We start from the raw sequence: 18,811 nt of genomic DNA, 5'->3' as shown, positions 1-18,811 counted from the left end.
TGGGTTTGCCGGTAGCGACCGAATTGAACAGAGGCCGCAGCAGGGGGGGATTATTCCGGCTTGGTTACGGAGGTGAGCAACGGCAGGAAGCCGCCACCGCTTTTCGCTATCGACATATAGCTGTCTGCCTGATGGTGGCCGAAATGGCAGAACGCCTCGACCCAAGCGTCAAACTTGCTGTCCGGCACCATCGTACTCACGGCAAGCAAGGCGTCCCCCGCACGTATGGCATGCAGTGTTCCCTCGGAAGAGCGTCTGGTGGTTTTTTCATGAGCATCGTTTGTTACAGCCGCGAGGACTGATAGGACGGATATCGTTTCGGAGGTCATTTCGTTTTTCCTGTTGCCCCTTCGCAAACGAGGTGGCCTTTGAGCGATGTCTATGGTGGGTTGTAATTGAACAATGCGAGGACCACCGGCACTGCAACCCGATCATCACGAGTGGTGCGGCGTGGGTGGTCTATGGTGAGGGGTAATCGCTGGAGGCGACGTCCTATCACGCTCTACCAATTCAAAAGACGGCGTCGCAGAGAGGAATAGTCATTGTGTAGAGGTCGTCGTCCCTGAATTACGAAGTGGTGGAAATGGAGGACATTTCAACCTAAGGTGAGTTTGAACACTTGGGGGAATTTGATGGCGATACGGAATCTTTTACTGGCTTCTCTTGAGGTCAATCGAGCGAATGACCGCCACGGGGAACTTGAGAATGAAACCTCCGCTATCGCTTGGCTTTTCAAGGAACGCGAGACGCATATGCGGAACCTTGCGAAAGACATCGTTGATCGAGGAGAGATTTACGAATTCCCGTTAGTATCGCCTGACGGCGACAAGTTCATCGTGTTCGATGGAAACCGAAGAGTTACTTGCCTCAAGTTGCTTGATGAGCCTCGTCGCGCTCCCACTGTTGAGTTGCAGGGATTTTTCCGTGAGCAGCGTGAGCGTTGGAAAGGGACGTTTCCTACGAGTTTCCAATGTCAAGTTGAGACAGATCGCGATCGGATAGACGAAATCCTGTATCGACGGCATACGGGGACACAAAGCGGGGTGGGGCAGACTACGTGGGACGACCGTATGAAGGCTACGTTCGTAGCTCGGACAGGCAAGAGCAATGGGCCAAGCATTGCAGATGAGATTGAGCAGAGGCTGGCCCGTGCACATTTGCTACCATCTCGCAGGAAAATACCGCGCTCCACATTGAATCGTCTGCTTTCTGCTGAGCCGTTACGTGCGCGAGTAGGTGTAACCATGAAGGGAGGACGGTTCGAATTTACAAGGGATGAGACAGCTTCCTTAGGAGCGTTGGCGCGCATTGCTAATGACCTAGCAACGCGGAATGTTGTGCTGAACGATGTGTGGGACTTGGATGGAAAAGACCGATATCTAAGTGCTCTCCAAGATGAGGGTGTTTTGCCAGCAGCCGCACCTATGCCAAAAATCAGCCAGCCGGTAGCGCCCGTGTCGAAGCCGGTTAGGTTAAAGCCAACCGCCAAGGCCGCTCCGACCGTTCGCGCCAATCTTATACCGCATAAAGATTTCGGCCTGATCTGGCCCGGACGGCTTCAACGCCATCACCAGATTTGGGAAGAACTCCAGTTCCATCTTGATCTCAAAAAACACCCTAATGCGGTGTCCGTGCTGCTGCGGGTTTTGATTGAGTTGGCGTTGGAAAACTACATCAAGGAAGCCGCTGTCACCGTTTACGACAACGACAAACTAGCGACCCGTTTTGAAAAGGCTGCCCTGCATCTGCTTGCGGCTGGCAAGATCGATGCAAAGCAAGCCGAAGTCGTGAAAAAGTTCAAACAGGGTGACAAGCTGATCTCTGCCGATACACTTAACCGCTACGTTCATTCCCCAAACTTTGCACCGTCTCCAGAGCATCTAATGTCCATGTGGGACAGCTTGGCAGACATTATCGTCCTGCTTTTGGCAGTATAGTCGATGCAAAGTGGTATCGAATCGTCCCCCACCTGTTAAAGCACAAAGGTGGTTGTCACCGCGCCTGCCTTGCGGCCTTCGTTTCAATCGAGACTACGCCACGGACTTTCCCCAAAAAAAACTCAACGTTTCCGCTGGTGCGCTCATAACTGAAACCGACATTCAAGTTTGACCGCTCAACGAACAGCTCAAGTCCTGTTCCCGGCATCTTGAGATAGACCGAATTCAGCGTGTTGGTCCCCGGCTCAACGAACATGTCAAAATGGGATCTAATCCAGTCACGAAAATCCGATGCTAGAACACGGGCCGTTTCAATGATGCTGATGATGATGTTGCGCATGAAAAATATCCCCTGATAAGCGCTGCGCCTTCCGCACTGTTCGGAAGGCCTGGAAGCGAAGCCCCCAGGAAGGACCACGGGGAAGAGCAGGAGGTGAGCGAAAGGAACATGCCAGCCGCGCCTATGGTTGCCCCATGATTCTTCCTGGAGGCTTCTAGGCGGTCTCTGTCCGTTGCGGGTCGGGCTGATTTCCATGCGGGGTACCCAAATGGGGTACGAGGCGGGGTACGCAACGAAATCTGCAGCAAGTGTATAGTATTGTTTTTAAAAGGAAAATATCACTATCAAAGTGATTGGTGGAGCTAAGCGGGATCGAACCGCTGACCTCTTGCATGCCATGCAAGCGCTCTCCCAGCTGAGCTATAGCCCCATAAGGGTTCCGGCATTTCTTCCGGTTCCGGGAACCGAAGCGGTTGTTGTTCCGTTCGGTGGCGGCTTACTACTGCGGCTTTCCGACGAGTGCAAGCATAAAAAACGGCCCGGCGTCATTTTTTTGTCGTCGGGCCGAATTATCGAGTAAAATCAAGCTTCTTCGTCGTCGCCCGATACGCCGATGATGCCGGACATGTCGTCGTCGTCATCTTCGTCGTCGGTTTCGAGGAAGGTGTCGTCATCGTCGTCGATTTCGACGTCATCGTCGTCACCCAGATCAGGGATTTCGTCGCCGCTGTTGTCGCCATCGGCATCTTCCAGCGAGACGAGTTCGACTTCCGTGTTTTCGGTATCGACTTCCGCCACTTCCTCTTCTTCAGCCTGCTCCATCTTGGCCTGGGCGGTGCTTTCCTCGAAGAAGGACAGCGGCCAGGACTTGCCGGTGTAGGGAGAAACGACCGGGTCGCGGTTCAGATCGTAGAACTTCTTGCCGGTATCGGGGTCTGTGCGCTTGGTACCAAGTTCCGCTTTTGCCACTGTCTAAGCCTCAAATTGTCGGATGAGTTTCGGTGTGTACGCCGTAAAACCGGCATAGACGGTAAAATTTATAGCCGGTCCCCTTAATCGTTGCGCTCTTTCGTGTCAAAGACAAACTTCGGGTGCCGCCTGCCTCGGCGCAACCCCTATGCGGGGATGCTGATATAAATAGGGAGGCATGACACACTCTATTATATCAATGACGGATGCACAGGCGGAAAGCTTCATGACCTTCACGATCGCCATAGACGGGCCGGCCGCGGCGGGCAAAGGAACCCTATCACGCAGGATCGCCGAGACCTATGGTTTCCACCATCTCGATACCGGGCTGACCTACAGGGCGACCGCCAAGGCGCTTCTCGATGCCGGCCTGCCGCTCGATGACGAGGCCGTGGCCGAGAAGATGGCGCTGGAAGTCGATCTTGCGGGGCTCGATCGCGCCGTTCTTTCCCGGCACGATATTGGTGAGGCGGCGTCCAAAATAGCGGTGATGACGCCGGTGAGACGCGCGCTCGTCAAGGCGCAGCAGCGTTTTGCCTTGAAGGAGCCGGGCACGGTGCTTGACGGACGCGACATCGGCACGGTGGTGTGCCCGCAGGCGCCGGTGAAGCTTTACGTCACGGCCTCTGCCGACGTGCGGGCGCGACGCCGTTACGACGAAATTCTGGCCAATGGCGGCAGCGGCGATTATGATGCCATCTTCACCGAGGTGAAAAAACGCGACGAGCGCGACATGGGCCGCGCCGACAGCCCGTTGAAGCCGGCTGAAGACGCGCACTTGCTAGATACGTCGGAAATGAGTATAGAGGCGGCGTTTCAGGCCGCGCGGACGATCATCGACGCCGCCCTGGAGAAACAGGTTTCTCGCGGAACCGCTTGAATTCGGTCCGCGTTTAGTCCGGAATTGCCCGAAGTCATGTCCTTGCGCCGGAAAGCCTTTTGAAAAGGCGGGCATGGGGTCGGGTATCAACAACACTAGCCCACCGGCGCTTTTGTATTCGCCATAGTGCGGATGCAATCAGGAGATTTCATGTCAGTATCTACCCCCACGCGCGAAGATTTCGCAGCGCTTCTCGAAGAATCCTTTGCCTCTAACGATCTTGCCGAAGGCTATGTTGCCAAGGGTATCGTAACGGCAATCGAGAAGGACGTTGCCATCGTCGACGTCGGCCTCAAGGTTGAAGGCCGCGTACCGTTGAAGGAATTCGGCGCGAAGTCCAAGGACGGCACGCTGAAGGTCGGCGACGAAGTCGAAGTTTACGTCGAGCGCATCGAAAACGCTCTCGGCGAAGCCGTTCTGTCGCGCGAGAAGGCTCGCCGCGAAGAAAGCTGGGTCAAGCTCGAAGCCAAGTTCGAAGCTGGCGAACGCGTCGAAGGCGTTATCTTCAACCAGGTCAAGGGTGGTTTCACCGTCGATCTGGACGGCGCTGTTGCCTTCCTTCCGCGTTCGCAGGTCGACATCCGTCCGATCCGCGACGTTACCCCGCTGATGCACAACCCGCAGCCCTTCGAAATCCTCAAGATGGACAAGCGTCGCGGCAACATCGTTGTTTCGCGCCGCACGGTTCTCGAAGAGTCCCGCGCCGAGCAGCGTTCTGAAATCGTTCAGAACCTCGAAGAAGGCCAGGTTGTTGACGGCGTCGTCAAGAACATCACCGATTACGGTGCGTTCGTTGACCTCGGCGGCATCGACGGCCTGCTGCACGTTACCGACATGGCATGGCGCCGCGTCAACCATCCTTCGGAAATCCTCAACATTGGCCAGCAGGTCAAGGTTCAGATCATCCGCATCAACCAGGAAACCCACCGTATCTCGCTCGGCATGAAGCAGCTCGAGTCCGATCCGTGGGATGGCATCTCCGCCAAGTACCCGGTTGGCAAGAAGATCTCCGGTACGGTCACGAACATCACCGACTACGGTGCATTCGTTGAGCTGGAGCCGGGCATCGAAGGCCTGATCCACATTTCCGAAATGTCCTGGACCAAGAAGAACGTACATCCCGGCAAGATCCTGTCCACGAGCCAGGAAGTCGACGTTGTCGTTCTCGAAGTCGATCCGTCCAAGCGCCGTATCTCGCTCGGCCTCAAGCAGACGCTGGAAAACCCGTGGCAGGCATTTGCCTACAGCCATCCGGCCGGCACTGAAGTTGAAGGCGAAGTCAAGAACAAGACCGAATTCGGCCTGTTCATTGGCCTCGAAGGCGATGTTGACGGCATGGTTCACCTGTCGGATCTCGACTGGAACCGTCCGGGCGAACAGGTCATCGAAGAGTTCAACAAGGGTGACGTGGTCAAGGCCGTCGTTCTCGATGTTGACGTCGAGAAGGAACGCATCTCGCTCGGCATCAAGCAGCTCGGCAAGGATGCTGTCGGCGAAGCCGCTTCTTCCGGCGACCTGCGCAAGAACGCAGTCGTTTCCGCTGAAGTCATCGGCGTCAACGATGGCGGCATCGAAGTGAAGCTCGTCAACCACGAAGACCTCACCTCGTTCATCCGTCGCGCTGACCTTTCCCGTGACCGTGACGAGCAGCGCCCTGAGCGCTTCTCCGTTGGCCAGGTTGTCGACGCCCGCGTCGTCAACTTCTCGAAGAAGGACCGCAAGGTCATGCTTTCGATCAAGGCTCTGGAAATCGCTGAAGAGAAGGAAGCCGTCGCACAGTTCGGTTCTTCCGACTCGGGCGCTTCGCTCGGCGACATCCTCGGCGCGGCTCTGAAGAACCGCGGCGAATAATCGCCAAGATCTTTGAAATGAAGAACCCGCCGGAATTTTCCGGCGGGTTTTTTATTGCTTTCAGGTTGCGCCGGCGGGCGGGCAGCGGCGCTCTTCTCAGAGCATGCCGCTCATCTTGAGATAATAATTTTCCGCGCTGTCGTCGGAAGCCGCCGCAGGCGTGCTTTCCCGCTCGTCTGTCGTGTCATTGGCAGCAATGCGTTCTTCCGTATCGTCCTGACCATCGGAGTTTTCAGCGCCGGCCTCGGCTTCACCTTCAGCCTCATCCTCGGAAAAGGGGCCGCCTCCCCGCGGCGGGGTTTCCGATTCATAGTCCTCATCCGCCGGCGGATAGGCGACGAGCGGCAGCGGCGTGCCGTCTTTTACCAGAGCGGCTGCGATCAATGATTGCGAAGCCGATTGCTCCAGCATCGCCATTCTTGCTTCCGGGTCCAGCGTGGCCCGCGGCTGCAGCTGGGTTTCGGGACGATGGGTCGCCGTTTCCGTTTCTTCGCCGGAGGGGCGGGCGGCGGCCGTTGCGAGGGCGGGTTTTTCCACGGCCTGATCGTCGGAGGACTGCTGCGCGCCACTTTTCGGCGCGGGCAGAGGCTGCTGTGTGCCGGCTGCCTTGGCAGGAAGTTTGCCGGCCGTAGCGGCAAGCAGCGGGGTGTTCATGGTCTCGGCGTCGTCCGCGAGCGGACCGGACGGTGGGTTAAAGCCCGTGCGGGGCTCTTTCTGCTCCGCCTTCGTTATCTCTCGATGCGGCAGGGCAGGGCGCGTTTCACCGGTTTCGGCGCGAGGCGGGTTTGCCGGGCGGGTTTCGGCCGGCACTTCCTTTGTCACGTTGCCGGTCTGTGGCAGAAGCGGACGTGCCGTGTTTTCGGCTCTTCCATCCGGCTTTGCGGCATTGCTCGGCGTATCATGTGTGTCGGCAGGCGGGGTGGAAAGCGTGGGCCGAGGGTCCAGCTGCGCGGTTAGCGCCGCCACCGTGGCTTTCACCGCTGCGCCACTGAGGGCGAGCGGGCCGATCAGCAGAGGCAGAAGCCGGCTGGCGGTCGAGGAATTTGCCGCCTGTGCGGTCACGGCCGGAGAGGGGCGACCTTCGGCATTCTGGCTCGGCGCGTTCTGTTGTTTCGGCGGGGCCGATTGCGCGGGGGTGGGATTGGAGGAATTGTTTTGCTGATAGGAAGAGACCACCGCCTTTGCTGCCAGATCCGCTCCCTTGTAACGGGAGAGCTCGATCAGCAGCGCGAGGCGGGCAGCATCCGGCCCGGTCGGCTGTTTCAGGATTTCGGCGAGCATTGAAAGTGTCAGGCCCTGCAGGGCTTTGCCGACCTGTTGTTCAAGCGCCAGACGTTGTGGCGCCGGCAGGGTGCGGAGCGCCTCTGTCAGTCGCGTCACATAGGTCTGGATCGCTTCGCCATCCCGCCGCGGTAGGTTCATCAGCTTGCCGAGCGCTTCCGCCAGAACGGCGGTGCTGCGGGAGAGCTGAAATTCGCTGGTGAGGGAGGCGATTGCCGCCCGGGCAAAAAGGCTGCCGCTATTTTCAGGGACGGGATTGCTCGGTTGCGGCGGTGTGGTCTCTTTCACCTGCCCGCGCGGCATCAGCGGGACCGTGGTTCCATAGGCGGCATCGGTTGCCGCAATTTTCGGTACAGGCGGTAACATGCTGCGCTCCGTTTCTATCGGTGACCGCCGCTGGCTGCGAAAGGGCCAATCCCCATTGGCTCTCTGGTCCGCATCTGGCTTAAATGTTGAAAAATCGCCGCGCCGGTGATGGACAGGTGTCATCTCGCCCGCTCATGCGGGAGCGCCGTATACGCCTCTGGCCGCAAATGTCGGTTGCAGCGCATACAGAATCATCTGGTTCAATCTTGGCTTGCAGATATTAAGATTTGGCTAACCAAAGAATTGCCTGTGCGGGCGCAATCAGGGTGAGACGCCGATGAACATGCGGTAAAGGCCGTTATCGTCGGAATTGACAGAGGAAATATGATCGGGGTCGCTGGTTGCGGCCTCAAAAGCCTCCGGTGGCATCGCATCCAGCCAGCTTGCCTTGGGAAGGCTTCGCTCTGGCTGCATTTCAATGGGGGCGATGGGATTGTCCTCTTCGCCGGCTGCGGTGAAGGCCCCGTCATCGGGAACAAGCGGCGGGGCGGCCATGGACAGCAGGGCCTGCGCCGCATTGGGCTCATTGTCGTAAACGACGCTGCCGGATAGGCCGGAAATATCGGTCATGTCTGAACTCACATCATGTTTCGCTCAAGTGACTTTCGGAAGCGGCAATCATGCCGCCTTTTTCTTCAGCAGTTCATAAAGGCCATTGTCATCGATCGAAACCGGCAGAATGGCATTGCGGGTCTCTTCGACAAGTGTCTGCGCATCGAGCAGTTTTTCGGCGTCGTCTTCCGCATCGGCCGGATTGGTGGCTGCGTCTGTCTCGGCAGGTTCATCTTCGTTCTTCGCCGGCTCGGCTTCATCCGCAGGCGCAGCCGCAAGCACGGAGATCAGGGCGGTTTCCGATGATATGTCGGCCGACGCCTGCGGATCGGCGTCTACCGTCTTTTCCTCGCCGGAAGCATCGATATGCTCCTTCACGACGTCCTGGAGTTCCTGCACGTCTTCAAGCTTGCCCTGCGCATCGAGGGCCTGGATATCCTCTTCCCGCTCGGCCTTCACTTCGGCATCGTTGATTTCGCCAATGCGCTCCTTACCGCGTTCGGCCTGCAACTCTTCCTTGGTTTTGGGATCGGCGACATCTTCGAGGCGCTGAATGACTTTCAGGGTCTCCCGCGTCATGAAGCGTGTGCCCTGCGCCTGCGTGTCCAGCGCACCTTTCACGGCGCGCGCCTCGTCGCCATAGGGGTTGGCGATGGCGGCGATCATCTGTCTGGCGGAGATTCCGAGTTGCTTGAGGCCGGTGGTTTCTTCCAGTTCACTGACATTTTTCGGCAAAGTCGCGCGCATCGCCATGATGGCTTTCGACATCTCATCGCCGAAATTATCTTCGTTGCCCGTCAGGCCGGCGCCCTTGGCGATGCGGGCGGCGAGGGCGGCCATGGGATCGGTCTTGGTGGTGGCGCCGTTATTCAGCACCTCGACGACCTGTCCCTCCGAAACACCGAAAGATGTCAGGGAAATTTTCGTGGCTTTTCCCTGCGCATCGGTTTTTTCGAAACTGTCCGTCAGCGTCAGGGCATCCTGAAGTCTTTTGGCGAAGGAGAAGCTAGACTCGTCGGCTTCCTGTGTGATGCCGAGGGCGGAGGAAAAGCGGGAAACAAGTGAGGCGAAAGCATCGGCGTCCGGTTTCATGATGCCGAACAGATAGGCGCTTATCTTTTCATTGGCGGCGCGATGGCTTTCGTCCGGCTGCGGGTTGGTCTTGACCGCATCGTCCTTTTGGGTGCCGTTCGCCTTTTCCTGCTCTTCGCGCTGGCGGTCCTCGATGGCTTCCACCATCGAGCGCATGAGGTCGCTGACTGCAATGCCCGCCGTCTGCTGTAGCGGAGTGATCATCTTCAAAGTTCCCGACCGCCCAAAGTTGCGGCCGAGAATAGGCAATTCTGGTAAATCAGTGCTTAAACGAAGCGGCGGAACGCTCAGCTATGGGCGAAAATATCGGTTTCTTCCCAGCCGAGGAGATCGAGTTTCGCGCGGGTCGGCAGGAAGGCGAAACAGGCGTCGGCATGGTCGAGGCGGCCGTCGCGGATGAGGCGCGCCGTCAGCTTGTCACGCAGCGCGTGCAGGTAGAGCACGTCGGAGGCGGCATATTCGAGCTGGGCGGGCGACAGCGGCTGGGCCGCCCAGTCGGAGGATTGCTGCGCCTTGGAGATGTCGACTTCCAGCATTTCCTTGAGATTGTCCTTAAGACCATGCCGGTCCGTGTAGGTGCGGGTCAGCCGCGAGGCGATCTTGGTGCAGAAGACCGGTGTGGTCGTCACGCCGAAGGTATGGAACAGAACGGCGATATCGAAACGGCCGTAGTGAAAAATCTTCTGGTGGGCGGGATCGGCCAGCATGCGGACGAGGTTCGGGGCCTGCGTCTGGCCGGCGGCGATGCGGATGACGTCAGCCGTGCCATCGCCCGGCGAAAGCTGGACGACGCAGAGACGGTCGCGGCGCGGCACCAGCCCCAGCGTTTCCGTGTCGATGGCGATAGCACCGGTGTAGCGGGCTGCATCTTCGGCGGAAATATCGCCTTCGTGATAGCGGATGGTGGCTGCCATGTCTTGCTCCGGAAATTTCCTGTTTATGGCACCGGCTATAACGGAAAGAGTGTCTGGACGATACCGTTTTATGGGTCGTTTCCGTCCTCCTTCGGCTTGCCTTTGCGAAACAGCCCGGGTTAGGTTCGGAACATCCTTTCCTGACAGATCGCATGAATTCCCGATGACAAAGAAAATCTATCTCGCCGGCCCGGAAGTCTTCCTCCCGAATGCGCGTGAAATGCTCGACCTCAAGGCCTCGCTGGCGCGGGAAGCCGGTTTCATACCGCTTTCGCCGGGTGATCTGCAGATTCCGCCGGCGGACACCAGGATCGGCCACGGTTGCAACATCAATGCCGTCGATGAGCAGATGATGCTGGAAGCGGACGCGATCATTGCTAATCTCACGCCGTTCCGCGGCATCGCCGCCGATACGGGAACGAGCTACGAGCTGGGCTTCATGTGCGCGCTGGGCAAGCCGGTTTTCGCCTATACCAATGTCGCGGCCAATCATTTCACCCGTATCAAGGCGCATTATGGCGGCGTTGCCACCCTGGATGAAACGGGCCGCTATCGCGGACCGGACGGGCTGTCGATCGAGAATTTCGACATGGTCGACAATCTCATGCTGCATGGCGGGATTTTGCGGCGCGGCGGTATCATCATCGTCGGCGATGCGCCGGAAGACGCTCTGTATACGGATCTGGACGCCTATAGACGCTGCCTCACGGCGGCGGCTGAAAAATTATTGACACCGATTGACCCCGAACGAACTGATATAGTGGAGGCATCATCATGAGCGGAACCATCCTCATCACCGGCGCGACATCCGGTTTCGGACAGGCCACGGCGCAGCGCTTCGTCAAGGAAGGCTGGAAGGTCATCGGCACGGGCCGGCGGGCGGAACGGCTGGAGGCGCTTTCGGCTGAACTCGGTTCCGCCTTTCATGGCGTCGCCTTCGATATCACCGACGAGGAGGCGACAAAAAAGGCGCTGGCTGGCTTGCCTGATGGATTCAGGGATATCGACATTCTCGTCAATAATGCCGGTCTTGCACTCGGCACGGCGCCTGCGCCGCAGGTGCCTTTGAAAGACTGGCAGACCATGGTGGACACCAACATCACCGGTCTCCTGAACGTCACCCACCATCTGCTGCCGACGCTGATCGAGCGCAAGGGTATTGTTATCAACCTTTCGTCTGTTGCTGCGCACTACCCCTATCTGGGCGGCAATGTGTATGGCGGTACCAAAGCGTTCCTGCGGCAATTCTCGCTCGGCCTGCGTTCCGACCTGCATGGCAAGGGCGTCAGGGTAACCTCGATCGAACCGGGCATGTGCGAAACGGAATTCACGCTGGTGCGCACCGGCGGCAATCAGGAAGCCTCGGATAATCTCTATAAGGGCGTCAATCCGATCACGGCAGACGATATTGCCAACACCATCCACTGGGTCGCCTCGCAGCCCAAACATATCAACATCAACAGCCTCGAACTGATGCCGGTCAACCAGTCCTTTGCCGGTTTCCAGGTCTATCGGGAAAGCTGATTTTCTCACGATTTTGGGGAGTGCTGAAAAACCGGGCAGGAATTCTTGAGCTATGCAGAAATGCAATGCTGCATTGCGAGACTTGCTCTGTTAAAAATCGCCGATACCGCTATATTCAAATCATCGAAGCGACGCACTCCTCCTCCCAGTGTCGCTCGATGTGGATCGGTGGTACTCCTCCTCCCAATCACCGATCAAGTTTGAAGCCTGCCGCACCTCCTCCCGCGGCAGGCTTTTTCCTTTTCTGGGCGTCTTTTCTTGAGCGCCTCTCGCTGTCGTCCTCTGGTGTGCCCGCTCCGCGTTGAAGGCTGGCCGCAAACTCCCCTTGAATTTCCGGGGGATTTTGATTTTTTGCGTCAAGGCAATGAGGGCTTAAATCGGGCGTGTGTTGATCACATTTTCGTTATGTCTAGATGAATTTGCACAGTTTTGTGGTGGCGCGCCCCGCCGGGCCATTGCCTAGCCCCCGCCCTGTGTTTAAGCATGAGCAAAAGAACGCTTGGGAGGTTGCCGGCACGCTTGTGTCTGCGGCCCGAAAGCGGCGGGGAGAGAATGGCAGACTTTCAAGAGGCGCTGAAGCGGTTTCAGCCGATCGCGGTTTCATCGATCGCTGAAGACGAGTTCAGATTGCGGCTACGTGGCCTGCAAGCGCGGATGATCCAGCAAAATGTGAAGGCGGTCTGGCTCGATGCATCATCGTCGCTGACCTATTATACCGGTCTGTCGCTTGGCCTTTCCGAGCGCATTCATGGCGCTCTCGTTCCTGCCGAGGGTGCGCCGGTCTATGTCAGCCCGACCTTCGAGGAGCCTAAGCTTCAGACGCTCATCCGCATTCCGGGTGAGGTCGCCGTCTGGGAAGAGGATGAAAGTCCCTTCGACCTGATGGCAGGACGCATTGGCGCACTTTCCTGTCCCGGTCATTTTGTCGCCATCGATCCCGCAACACCCTTTGTTTTCGCATCGGCCCTGATGCAGCGTCTCGAAGGACGGATCATTTCCGCCCAGCCGATGATCGTTGCCCAGCGGCAGGTCAAATCCGCGGCCGAAATCGCTCTCATCCAGACCGCGATGGACGCCAGCTACGGTGTGCAGAAAGCCGTGTTCGAAGGGCTTCGCGCGGGTGTTTCCACCACCGAAGTGGCCGATTTCGTCAACGCCGCCCATATTGCGCTGGGCCTGAAGCCGCTTTTCGTGGCGGTGCAGTTCGGTGAGGCGACGGCCTATCCGCATGGCGTACCCTATGCGCAGACGCTGAACGAGGGTGACATGGTGCTGGTCGATCTCGGCGGCATTCTTCATGGCTATCGTTCCGATATCACCCGCACCTATGTCTTCGGCAAGCCGACGGAACGGCAGCGTTTTCTCTGGAACGCCGAGCGCGATGCCCAGGCTGCGGCCTTTGCGGCTGCGAGCCTCGGCGCTGCCTGCTCGGATGTGGACAAGGCGGCGCGCGACAGCCTGATAGCGGCTGGTTTTGGGCCGGATTATCAGGTTCCCGGCCTGCCGCACCGCACCGGTCACGGGCTTGGGCTGGATATTCACGAAGAACCCTATATCGTTGCAGGAAATGCCACGGCGCTTGAGCCGGGCATGTGTTTTTCCATCGAGCCGATGCTGTGCGTTTATGGCGAATGCGGCGTCCGTCTCGAGGATATTGCTTATATGACGGAGGCGGGGCCGCGCTGGTTCTGTCCACCGGAGACGAACCTCGACCGGCTGTTTCAGCCGGTCGCCGGGTAATTGGTCGGGAGGCAAAAGACCGAACGGCGACACGGGTCTCCGCGTCGCCGCTGACCAGAAGAGGTAGGCCCCAAAGGGGGCCGCAGGAACTCAGAAAAAGAGGGAAAGGACCACCAGATGAAAACGCTGACCCGCAGTTTGCTTATCGCCTCTGCGCTTGCGATGGCTTCCGCCATGCCAGCCATGGCGAAGACCTTCGTTTATTGCTCCGAGGCATCGCCGGAAGGCTTCGATCCGTCGCCCTACACCGCAGGCGGCACCTTCGACGCTTCCGCGCATCCGGTCTACAACCGTCTGACCGAGTTCAAGAAGGGCACGACCGAAGTTGAGCCCGGTCTCGCTGAAAAATGGGATGTTTCGAGCGATGGCCTCGAATACACGTTCCACCTGCGCAAGGGTGTGAAGTGGCACTCCAACGAGAAGTTCACGCCGAGCCGCGATTTCAACGCCGACGACGTGATCTTCAGCTACAACCGCCAGGGCGACGCGAAGAACCCGTGGAACCAGTATATCGCAGGCATCACCTACGAATATTACAACTCCATGGAAATGCCGTCGCTGATCAAGGAAATCGTCAAGGTTGACGATTACACCGTCAAGTTCGTGCTGACCCGTCCGGAAGCGCCTTTCCTCGCCAATATCGCGATGCCTTTCGCTTCGATCGTGTCGAAGGAATATGCCGATACGCTTGATAAGGCCGGCACCAAGGAAGACTTCAACAACCTGCCGATCGGCACCGGTCCGTTCAAGTTCGTCGCCTATCAGAAGGACGCGGTCATCCGCTACCAGAAGAACGCCGACTACTGGGGCGAAGCTCCGAAGATCGACGATCTGATCTTCGCGATCACGCCTGACGCCGCCGTTCGCCTGCAGAAGCTGAAGGCCGGCGAATGCCACCTGATGCCTTATCCGGCTCCTGCTGATCTGGCCACCATCCGCGCCGACAAGAACCTCAAGCTCGACGAGCAGCCCGGTCTGAACGTCGCCTATTTCGCCTACAACACGACCGTTGCGCCTTTCGACAAGCCGGAAGTCCGCAAGGCGCTGAACATGGCGATGAACAAGCAGGCGATCATCGACGCCGTGTTCCAGGGCGCCGGCACGGTTGCCAAGAACCCGATCCCGCCGACAATGTGGTCCTACAACGACAGCATCAAGGACGATCCTTACGATCCGGAAGCAGCCAAGAAGGCTCTCGAAGCCGCTGGCGTCAAGGATCTGACGATGAAGATCTGGGCGATGCCGGTTCAGCGTCCCTACATGCCGAACGCCCGCCGCACCGCCGAGCTGATCCAGTCGGATTTCGCGAAGGTTGGCGTCAAGGCCGAGATCGTCTCCTTCGAATGGGGTGAATACCTCAAGAAGTCGACTGAAGTGAACCGCGACGGTTCCGTCATCCTCGGCTGGACCGGCGACAACGGTGACCCTGACAACTTCATGGGCGTTCTGCTCTCCTGCGCTGCAACCGGCGAAGGCGGTGCAAACCGTGCCCAGTGGTGCAACAAGGAGTTCTCCGAACTGCTGTCCAAGGCAAAGCAGACCACTGACGTTGCCGAACGCACCAAGCTTTATGAGCAGGCGCAGGTGATCTTCAAGGAACAGGCTCCGTGGGCGACGCTTGCGCACTCCACGCAGTTCGTTCCGATGTCCGCCAAGGTTTCCGGCTTCACCATGAGCCCGCTTGGTGACTTCACCTTCGAAAACGTCGACATCGCGGAATAATCCCAAACAACGGACGCGCGGAAGGACCCTGTTCTTCCGCGCGTCTTTTCAGGAAAAAACCATGATCCGGTTCATTCTCGGCAAACTCCTCTACCTCGTTCCGACATTTCTCGGGATTACCTTCGTCGCCTTCGCCTTCGTGCGCGTCCTGCCGGGCGATCCCGTGCTGTTGATGGCGGGCGAGCGTGGCATTTCGCCTGAGCGGCATGCGCAGCTTGCCGAACAGCTCGGCTTCAGCCAGCCCGTCTGGCAGCAATATCTTCATTTCCTCGGACGGCTGCTTCAGGGCGATCTCGGCAATTCGCTGGTCACCAAGAAGCCGGTTCTCACCGAGTTCCTGTCGCTTTTCCCCGCGACAGTCGAGCTTGGTCTCGTCGCCATCATCATCGCAACATTGATCGGCGTACCGGTCGGCGTCATTGCCGCCATCCGTCGTGGTTCATGGTTCGACCAGATTTCCATGACGACCGCGCTCGTCGGCTTCTCCATGCCGATCTTCTGGTGGGGCCTGCTGCTGATCATCATGTTCTCCGGCATCCTGCAATGGACGCCGGTGTCGGGCCGCATTTCGCTGATGTATTTCTTCCCCTCCGTTACCGGTTTCATGCTGATCGACAGCCTGATTTCGGGGCAGAAGGGCGCCTTCCTGTCGGCCTTTTCGCATCTCATCCTGCCGTCGGTCGTGCTTGCCACCATTCCGCTGGCGGTGATTGCCCGCCAGACGCGCTCGGCCATGCTGGAAGTCATGGGCGAGGACTATGTGCGGACCGCACGCGCCAAGGGCATGTCGCCCGCCCGCGTTGTCGGCGTCCATGCGCTTCGCAACGCCATGATCCCGGTCATCACCACCATCGGCCTCCAGATCGGCGTGCTGATGGCTGGCGCCATCCTGACCGAAACCATCTTTTCCTGGCCGGGCATCGGCAAGTGGATGATCGATTCCATCTCGCGCCGCGACTATCCAGTCGTGCAGAGCGGCCTGCTTCTGATCGCGGGTCTGGTAATGGTCGTCAACCTGCTTGTCGATCTGACCTATGGCCTCATCAATCCGAGGATCCGTCACAAATGACCGATGTGATCACCACCCCCGGCGTCCGCCTTTCGGACGCCGCCATCCGCCGCCGGATGATCGCCGATTTCTGGTTCTACTTCCGTCAGAACCGCGGCGCCGTCATCGGCCTTGCCGTCTTCATTCTCCTCGTCCTCATCGCGGTCTTTGCGCCCCTGATCGCGCCGCATGATCCGACCCAGCAATATCGCGATGCGCTGCTCGTCCCGCCGGTCTGGCAGGAAGGCGGTCGTGCCGGCTTCTTCTTCGGCACCGATGCGGTCGGGCGCGACATGCTGTCCCGCCTGATCTATGGCGCACAATATTCGCTGTTCATCGGCGTCGTTGTCGTCTCCATCGCCCTTGTCGGCGGCATCGTTATCGGTCTCGTCGCCGGCTTTTTCGGCGGCTGGGTCGATACCGTCATCATGCGCGTCATGGACGTCATTCTGGCGTTTCCGTCACTGCTTCTGGCGCTGGTCCTGGTCGCGGTCCTCGGGCCGGGGCTCACCAATGCGATGATTGCCATTGCCATCGTCTACCAGCCGCATTTCGCCCGCCTGACGCGTGCTGCCGTCATGAGCGAACTCCGGCGCGAATATGTCACCGCCGCCCGCGTGGCCGGCGCCGGCAATTTACGGCTGATGTTCAAGACCATCCTGCCGAACTGCCTTGCGCCGCTGATCGTTCAGGCAACGCTCTCCTTCTCGTCTGCGGTTCTCGATGCCGCAGCCCTCGGCTTCCTCGGCATGGGTGCACAGCCGCCCGCTTCCGAATGGGGCACGATGCTGGCGGAAGCGCGTGAATTCATCCTGCGCGCCTGGTGGGTTGTCACCCTTCCGGGCCTGACGATCCTGATCTCGGTGCTCGCCATCAACCTCATGGGTGACGGCCTGCGCGATGCGCTCGATCCCAAACTGAAGCGGAGCTGAGCAATGAGCCTGCTGAAAATCAAGAACCTCACCGTCAAATTCGCCACCGCCACCGGCGCCTTCACGGCCGTCGACGGCATCGATGTCTCCGTCGACAAGCACGAAGTGCTGGCGATCGTCGGCGAATCCGGTTCCGGCAAGTCGGTTTCGATGCTCGCCGTCATGGGGCTTCTGCCCGATACGGCGACGATCACCGCCGATGAGATGACCTTTGACGGCATCAACCTGCTCGCCATGTCGCCGCAGGAGCGCCGCAAGCTGATCGGCCGCGAGATCACCATGATCTTCCAGGAGCCGGTCGCCTCGCTCAACCCGTCATTTACGGTCGGTTTCCAGATCGAGGAGGTTCTGCGCCTCAATCTCGGCATGAGCGGCGCTGCCGCGCGTGCCCGGGCTCTGGAACTGTTTCGTGCCGTGGGTATTCCCGAGCCGGAAACCAAGCTCAAGGCTTATCCGCACCAGATGTCGGGTGGCCAGTGCCAGCGCGTGATGATAGCGATTGCGATCGCCTCCAAGCCGCGCCTGCTGATCGCCGACGAGCCGACCACCGCGCTCGACGTGACGATCCAGAAGCAGATCCTCGATCTCCTGATGAATCTGCAGACGGAATATGGCATGGCGCTGATCCTCATCACCCACGACATGGGCGTCGTGGCGGAAACCGCGGATCGCGTCGTCGTGCAATATAAGGGCCGCAAGATGGAGGAGGCGGATGTCTTAAGCCTGTTCGAGGCCCCGCAGCATCCCTATACCAAGGCACTGCTTTCGGCCCTGCCGGAAAATGCCACCGGCGACCGTCTGCCCACGGTTTCCGATTTCTTCGGCAAGGAGGGCGTTCAATGAGTATCGTTGTCGAAGGCAAGGGCATTACCCGCCATTATCACGTTCCCGGCGGCATCTTTGGCGGCGCCAAGACGGTTCAGGCCCTCAAAGGCATCGATTTTGCCGTCGAGCGTGGCAAGACGCTCGCCATCGTCGGTGAGTCCGGTTCGGGCAAGTCGACGCTTGCCCGCATCATCGCGCTGATCGACCCGGCATCCGGCGGTGAACTCAAGATCGAAGGCAAGCCGGTCGATATCGCCAAGCGCCGCCCCGATACGGTAATGCGCTCCAAGGTGCAGATGGTGTTCCAGAACCCCTATGGCAGCCTCAACCCGCGCCAGAAGGTGGGTGATGTGCTGATGGAGCCGCTGCTCATCAACACGAAAATGCCGGCTTCCGAGCGCCGCGAGCGCGCCGAAGCCATGCTGGTGAAGGTCGGCCTCGGTCCTGAGCATTTCAACCGCTATCCGCACATGTTCTCGGGCGGTCAGCGCCAGCGTATCGCCATCGCGCGCGCACTGATGCTGAACCCGGCGCTGCTGGTGCTGGATGAACCGGTCTCCGCGCTCGATCTTTCGGTGCAGGCGCAGGTGCTGAACCTGCTCCGAGATCTGCAGGAAGAATTCGAACTGACCTATGTTTTTGTCAGCCACGATCTTTCCGTGGTGCGCTACATCGCCGATGACGTGCTGGTCATTTCCAAGGGCGAGGCAGTGGAGCAGGGCACGCGCGAGGAACTTTTCGCCAACCCTAAGCACCCCTATACGCGCCAGCTTTTTGCCGCGACACCGATCACGGATGCCGACGCCATCCGCGCCCGCGTGGAGCGCCGCAAGGCGGCACGGCAGGCCGCGACGGCTTAAACGCGAGACGCCAAAGTTGAGAACAGGCCGGATTTCCG

At 59.0% G+C, this 18,811-nt stretch carries 18 protein-coding genes and 1 tRNA gene; 11 read left to right on the top strand and 8 right to left on the bottom strand.

Features of this window, described 5'->3' with window-relative positions; genetic code table 11:
* Positions 1-50: 50 nt before the first annotated feature.
* A complete protein-coding gene (locus AC5I5B_RS24905) occupies positions 51-329 on the bottom strand; it encodes a hypothetical protein (protein ID WP_448799426.1) in 279 nt (92 codons plus the stop codon).
* A 303-nt stretch (positions 330-632) separates the two neighbouring features.
* Between AC5I5B_RS24905 and AC5I5B_RS24900 the strand changes: the two genes are divergently transcribed.
* Positions 633-1,937 (top strand): hypothetical protein, encoded by a 1,305-nt coding sequence (locus tag AC5I5B_RS24900; protein WP_448799427.1) that lies wholly within the window; start codon positions 633-635, stop codon positions 1,935-1,937.
* A gap of 55 nt (positions 1,938-1,992) precedes the next feature.
* On the opposite strand, the gene AC5I5B_RS24895 is transcribed toward AC5I5B_RS24900, so the two are convergent.
* From AC5I5B_RS24895 to AC5I5B_RS24885, 3 genes are all read right to left on the bottom strand, one after another.
* Positions 1,993-2,277 (bottom strand): hypothetical protein, encoded by a 285-nt coding sequence (locus AC5I5B_RS24895; RefSeq protein ID WP_448799428.1) that lies wholly within the window; start codon positions 2,275-2,277, stop codon positions 1,993-1,995.
* A gap of 294 nt (positions 2,278-2,571) precedes the next feature.
* A tRNA-Ala gene (locus tag AC5I5B_RS24890) sits at positions 2,572-2,647 on the bottom strand.
* Between the two features lie 152 nt (positions 2,648-2,799).
* Positions 2,800-3,186, bottom strand: a complete 387-nt coding sequence (locus AC5I5B_RS24885; RefSeq protein ID WP_003508651.1) for a TIGR02300 family protein — start codon at positions 3,184-3,186, stop codon at positions 2,800-2,802.
* Positions 3,187-3,385: 199 nt separating this feature from the next.
* Here AC5I5B_RS24885 and cmk point away from each other — a divergent pair, with 199 nt between their 5' ends.
* A complete protein-coding gene (gene cmk, locus AC5I5B_RS24880) occupies positions 3,386-4,066 on the top strand; it encodes a (d)CMP kinase (RefSeq protein WP_003508652.1) in 681 nt (226 codons plus the stop codon).
* Positions 4,067-4,216: 150 nt separating this feature from the next.
* Entirely contained in the window at positions 4,217-5,917 is a 1,701-nt protein-coding gene (rpsA, locus tag AC5I5B_RS24875) for a 30S ribosomal protein S1 (protein WP_020009998.1), read from the top strand.
* Between the two features lie 96 nt (positions 5,918-6,013).
* Here rpsA and AC5I5B_RS24870 read toward each other — a convergent pair whose 3' ends face one another.
* From AC5I5B_RS24870 to AC5I5B_RS24855, 4 genes are all read right to left on the bottom strand, one after another.
* Positions 6,014-7,564 (bottom strand): hypothetical protein, encoded by a 1,551-nt coding sequence (locus AC5I5B_RS24870; protein WP_111834569.1) that lies wholly within the window; start codon positions 7,562-7,564, stop codon positions 6,014-6,016.
* A gap of 261 nt (positions 7,565-7,825) precedes the next feature.
* Positions 7,826-8,134: a hypothetical protein gene (locus AC5I5B_RS24865; RefSeq protein ID WP_003508655.1), complete on the bottom strand. Its 309-nt coding sequence runs from the start codon at positions 8,132-8,134 to the stop codon at positions 7,826-7,828.
* A gap of 48 nt (positions 8,135-8,182) precedes the next feature.
* Entirely contained in the window at positions 8,183-9,412 is a 1,230-nt protein-coding gene (locus AC5I5B_RS24860) for a hypothetical protein (RefSeq protein WP_111834568.1), read from the bottom strand.
* Between the two features lie 83 nt (positions 9,413-9,495).
* Complete coding sequence (locus AC5I5B_RS24855; protein ID WP_060723422.1) at positions 9,496-10,122, bottom strand: ribonuclease D; 627 nt, start codon at positions 10,120-10,122, stop codon at positions 9,496-9,498.
* Positions 10,123-10,285: 163 nt separating this feature from the next.
* Here AC5I5B_RS24855 and AC5I5B_RS24850 point away from each other — a divergent pair, with 163 nt between their 5' ends.
* From AC5I5B_RS24850 to AC5I5B_RS24815, 8 genes are all read left to right on the top strand, one after another.
* On the top strand, positions 10,286-10,900 hold the full coding sequence (locus tag AC5I5B_RS24850; protein WP_162686891.1) for a nucleoside 2-deoxyribosyltransferase: 615 nt from the start codon (positions 10,286-10,288) through the stop codon (positions 10,898-10,900).
* A complete protein-coding gene (locus AC5I5B_RS24845; RefSeq protein WP_060723420.1) occupies positions 10,897-11,646 on the top strand; it encodes an SDR family oxidoreductase in 750 nt (249 codons plus the stop codon). Before AC5I5B_RS24850 ends, AC5I5B_RS24845 begins: the two co-directional genes overlap by 4 nt.
* Positions 11,647-12,198: 552 nt before the next feature.
* Positions 12,199-13,386 (top strand): M24 family metallopeptidase, encoded by a 1,188-nt coding sequence (locus AC5I5B_RS24840; RefSeq protein ID WP_111834567.1) that lies wholly within the window; start codon positions 12,199-12,201, stop codon positions 13,384-13,386.
* A 117-nt stretch (positions 13,387-13,503) separates the two neighbouring features.
* Positions 13,504-15,108, top strand: a complete 1,605-nt coding sequence (locus AC5I5B_RS24835) for an ABC transporter substrate-binding protein (RefSeq protein WP_003508672.1) — start codon at positions 13,504-13,506, stop codon at positions 15,106-15,108.
* 61 nt (positions 15,109-15,169) lie between these two features.
* Complete coding sequence (locus AC5I5B_RS24830; RefSeq protein WP_003508673.1) at positions 15,170-16,177, top strand: ABC transporter permease subunit; 1,008 nt, start codon at positions 15,170-15,172, stop codon at positions 16,175-16,177.
* Positions 16,174-17,088 carry an ABC transporter permease subunit gene (locus AC5I5B_RS24825; protein WP_003508674.1) on the top strand — a complete coding sequence of 305 codons (915 nt, stop codon included), beginning with the start codon at positions 16,174-16,176 and terminating at the stop codon, positions 17,086-17,088. Before AC5I5B_RS24830 ends, AC5I5B_RS24825 begins: the two co-directional genes overlap by 4 nt.
* 3 nt (positions 17,089-17,091) lie before the next feature.
* Entirely contained in the window at positions 17,092-17,931 is an 840-nt protein-coding gene (locus tag AC5I5B_RS24820; protein ID WP_020813549.1) for an ABC transporter ATP-binding protein, read from the top strand.
* Positions 17,928-18,773: an ATP-binding cassette domain-containing protein gene (locus AC5I5B_RS24815; RefSeq protein WP_003508678.1), complete on the top strand. Its 846-nt coding sequence runs from the start codon at positions 17,928-17,930 to the stop codon at positions 18,771-18,773. The genes AC5I5B_RS24820 and AC5I5B_RS24815 overlap by 4 nt, the downstream gene beginning before the upstream one ends.
* Positions 18,774-18,811: the final 38 nt, after the last annotated feature.

The organism is Agrobacterium sp., assembly GCF_059499945.1.
Note: the sequence above shows the minus strand (reverse complement) of the source record. Positions and strands in the feature narration are given on the sequence as shown.